Origin of the sequence: Aeromicrobium sp. Leaf272, assembly GCF_001422865.1 — a bacterium.
In the GTDB taxonomy this organism is placed as follows: domain Bacteria; phylum Actinomycetota; class Actinomycetes; order Propionibacteriales; family Nocardioidaceae; genus Aeromicrobium.
The window spans coordinates 134,087-137,455 of the sequence record NZ_LMMY01000011.1; the positions used below are offsets into that span (position 1 = coordinate 134,087).

Sequence of the window (3,369 nt, forward strand, 5' to 3'; positions counted from 1 at the left end):
CTCCTCGAGGGTCTCGGGCATGTACAGGGACTGCTTGTGCAGGACCTCGTCGAAGCCGATGAGCTTCAGGAAGTCGGCGTGCTCCATGTAGTCACGGCTGACGTCGGCCGGCGGCTCGCCCGCCGACAGGCGCTCGAGCGACGCGCGGGTGGCGGTCGTGGCCGCGAGCAGGATCTGCGTCGGGAGCAGCGCGAGGCCCACGCCGATCTCGCGCAGCACCTCGCTCGTGAACTGCTCGGCCGTCCACGTCCACGCGGTGAGCGAGCACATGAGCGGCACACCCACCTCGGAGTGCAGGCGGGCCCACGACTCGGCGTCGGGGAAGCCCTTGGAGATGGGCATGATCATCTCGGCGCCGGCCTCCACGTAGGCGACGGCACGACGGATGGCGTCGTCACCGATGCCGTCGGTGCGCCCGATGAGGACGAGCTCGTCGCCCACCTCGTCGCGCACGGCGCGGACCTTGCCCGCCGCCTCCTTGGCGGGGAGCAGCGTCGGTGCGCCGCTCGTGGCCGCGGGGCAGCGCTTGGGCGCCAGCTGGTCCTCCATGAAGACCGCGGACACGCCCGCGTCGGCGAACATGCGTGCGGTGCGGGCGGCGTTGACGGCGTTGCCGTAGCCGGTGTCGATGTCGGCGACGACCGGCAGGCGCGAGGCCCCGCGGATGCGGCGGACGGCGTCGAGGTTCTCCGACATCGAGTACATCTCGGCGTCGGGCAGACCGAGGGACGCCGAGATGGCGAACCCCGACGCGCAGAGCGCCGTGAAGCCGCTCTGCTCGGCGATCCGGGCGGTCAGGCCGTCCCAGACGCCGGGGGCGTAGACCAGCCCGTCGGCGAGCTGGCTCCTGAAGTGGTTCGTCATCGTGCTTCCTTCCTTCGTGTCACCGAGGCGCGGGCGCCCCGAGGCGCTCGGAGAGCGCCGCGCAGGCTTCGCGCACGGCGGTGACGATGTGGTCGAGGCGGTCCGGGCCGAAGCCCTGGGCGGCGCCTCCGAGGCTGAGGGTGCAGCTGAGGGCACCGGTGGGACCGAACACGGGCGCGCTCACGACGGCGACGCCGTTGTTGAGGTCCTCGTCGGCGAAGACGTAGCCCTGCTCGCGGATGCGGGCGAACTTCGTCTCCAGGGCGTCGCGCGTGACGTCGGTCTTGTCGGTGTAGCGCTTGCGTGGTGCGGAGAGCACCCGTTCGCGGATGGTGTCGTCCCAGGCCGCCATGACGGTCGGCCCGCCGGCCACGTGGTACGGCAGCACGGTGCCGAGGGTGACCGTGTTGACCTTCAGGGGGCTCTCGCCCTCGACCATCTCGACGACCACGGCCCCCTCGTCCGAGGGCACCAGCAGGAACGCGGTGTCGCCGAAGTGGCCCGCGAGCGACCGCAGGTGGGGCAGCGCCTCGTTGCGGATGCTGAACTGGCGCTGCGACGCGTGCGCGAGCTTGAGCATGCGGATGCTGAGCCGGTAGCCGTCGCGAGGCCCGCGCTCGACCCAGCCGGCCATCTGCAGCGACGACAGGAGCCGGTGCACGGTCGTCTTGCCGATGCCGGTCGCCGCGGCGATCTCCCCGAGGCTGTACTCGCTGTCGCCGCCGCCGAGCACCTCGACGACGTTGCACGACTTGATGACCGACGCGACGTAGTTGCGAGGGTCCACCTCGTCGGCGCTGCCCGCCTGTCCCGTGACGTCCTTCATCCGAGGTACGCCTTCTGGATGTCCTCGCTGTGCGCCAGCTTCTCCGGCGTGCCGGACATGTGCACCTCGCCGCGCTGCAGCAGGTACGCGTGGTCGGCCACCTCGAGCGCCCGCGTGGCGTCCTGCTCGATGAGCAGGATGCTCTGGCCCTCGGCGTGCAGGGCTGCGATGGCGCCGTAGATGACGTCGATGACCGACGGGGCCAGACCCATGGACGGCTCGTCGAGCAGGAGCACCTGCGGGTCGGTCATGAGCGCACGGCCCATGGCGAGCATCTGCTGCTCGCCGCCGCTCATGGAGCCGGCCTGCTGCGTCCGGCGCTCGGCCAGCCGCGGGAAGAGCTCGTAGACGCGGTCGAGCAGCTCGGGTCGGGACCGTCCGGAGAAGGTGCTGAGCGCGAGGTTCTCGGCCACGGTGAGCGGCGAGACGACGTGCCGACCCTCGGGGACGAGCGCCAGGCCCAGCCGCGTGATGCGGTGCAGCGGCAGCTTCTGGACGGGCTTGCCGTCGAGGACGATGTCGCCGGTCTTCTCGCGGTGCACACCCGCGATGGACCGGACCAACGTCGACTTGCCGGCGCCGTTGGCGCCGAGGACGGCCACGAGGTTCCCCTCGGGGACCTCCAGGCTGACGTCACGGACGGCGCGGATCGCTCCGTAGCTCGCGCAGAGCCGGGATACCTGAAGCATCGTTCTCCTTTCCGAAGTAGGCCTTCTGGACGGCGGGGTCGTCGACGCACTCCTGCGGGGTGCCGTGCGACAGCACCTCGCCGAAGCTCATGACGTAGGCGGCGTCGCAGTAGTCGAGGATCAGCCGCATGTTGTGCTCGACGACGAGCACCGTGAGGCCCTGGTCGCGGACCGAGCGGATGAGCTCGCCCACCGCCACGGACTCCTCGCGGTTCATGCCCGCCGTCGGCTCGTCGAGGAGCACCAGGCGCGGGTCGGTGGCGAGCGCACGGGCGATCTCCACCCGGCGCTGCGTGCCGTACGGCAGCGTCTCGGCCAGCTCACGCCGCTCCGTCACTCCCACCCGGGTGAGGAGGGCGTCGGCGCGCTCGAGACACTCGCGCCGCTCCCGCCGCTCGCCCGGCCACATCACGAGGCTGGACAGCGACGACGCCTTCCGCGACGCGTACATGCCCGCCACCACCTGCTCCAGGACGCTGAAGCCGCTGAGCAGCCGCACGTTCTGGTAGGTGCGGGTGATGCCGCGTCGGCTGATCTGGTGCGGCGCCAGGCCCGCCATCTCGTCGCCCTCGAAGAGGACCGAGCCCTCGTCCGGCGTGTAGAAGCCGGTCACCAGGTTCACGAGGCTGGTCTTGCCGGCGCCGTTGGGACCCATGAGCCCCATGACGGTGCCCTGCGGCACGACCATGTCGACACCGTTGACGGCGGTCACGCCGCCGAACCGCTTGGTCAGTCCCTCGATGGTCAGCAGTGCGTCGCTCATCGGGCCACCTCCGGCTCGGGCTCGGCCACGGGCGTGTCGTCGGTCCGACGCAGCCGCCGGACCCACTGGCGTCGCGGGTCGATGAGACCGCGCGGCATGAAGACCATGATCAGCACCAGCAGGGCACCGGTCATGAGCTCGTCGACCCCGTCGACGTAGGAGCGCACCACCTCGGGCAGGCCCACGAAGACGATCGCGCCCACGATGGGTCCGGCCCAGTGGTAGGT

The 3,369-nt window shown here is 71.0% G+C and carries 4 protein-coding genes and 1 pseudogene; all 5 read right to left on the reverse strand.

What is annotated here, in order from left to right; all coding sequences use genetic code 11:
- The coding region (locus tag ASF38_RS07745) for an oxaloacetate decarboxylase (RefSeq protein ID WP_082480584.1) at positions 1-864 on the reverse strand (864 nt) is incomplete at its 3' end.
- Positions 865-883: 19 nt separating this feature from the next.
- Positions 884-1,690 carry an IclR family transcriptional regulator gene (locus tag ASF38_RS07750; RefSeq protein ID WP_056574966.1) on the reverse strand — a complete coding sequence of 269 codons (807 nt, stop codon included), beginning with the start codon at positions 1,688-1,690 and terminating at the stop codon, positions 884-886.
- The gene (locus tag ASF38_RS07755; protein ID WP_055961381.1) at positions 1,687-2,379 is read right to left on the reverse strand and encodes an ABC transporter ATP-binding protein; all 693 of its coding nucleotides are present in this window, start codon (positions 2,377-2,379) and stop codon (positions 1,687-1,689) included. The genes ASF38_RS07750 and ASF38_RS07755 overlap by 4 nt, the downstream gene beginning before the upstream one ends.
- Positions 2,324-3,142 carry an ABC transporter ATP-binding protein gene (locus ASF38_RS17950; protein ID WP_055961384.1) on the reverse strand — a complete coding sequence of 273 codons (819 nt, stop codon included), beginning with the start codon at positions 3,140-3,142 and terminating at the stop codon, positions 2,324-2,326. The genes ASF38_RS07755 and ASF38_RS17950 overlap by 56 nt, the downstream gene beginning before the upstream one ends.
- Positions 3,139-3,369: pseudogene (locus ASF38_RS17955) on the reverse strand (hypothetical protein); the annotation flags it as partial. The gene ASF38_RS17950 and the pseudogene ASF38_RS17955, both read right to left, overlap by 4 nt.

What these genes read in the sequence shown, in the direction of transcription:
- ASF38_RS07750 (WP_056574966.1), bottom strand. Translation starts at nt 1,690, where the DNA reads ATGAAGGACGTCACGGGACAGGCGGGCAGCGCCGACGAGGTGGACCCT.
- ASF38_RS07755 (WP_055961381.1), bottom strand. Translation starts at nt 2,379, where the DNA reads ATGCTTCAGGTATCCCGGCTCTGCGCGAGCTACGGAGCGATCCGCGCC.
- ASF38_RS17950 (WP_055961384.1), bottom strand. Translation starts at nt 3,142, where the DNA reads ATGAGCGACGCACTGCTGACCATCGAGGGACTGACCAAGCGGTTCGGC.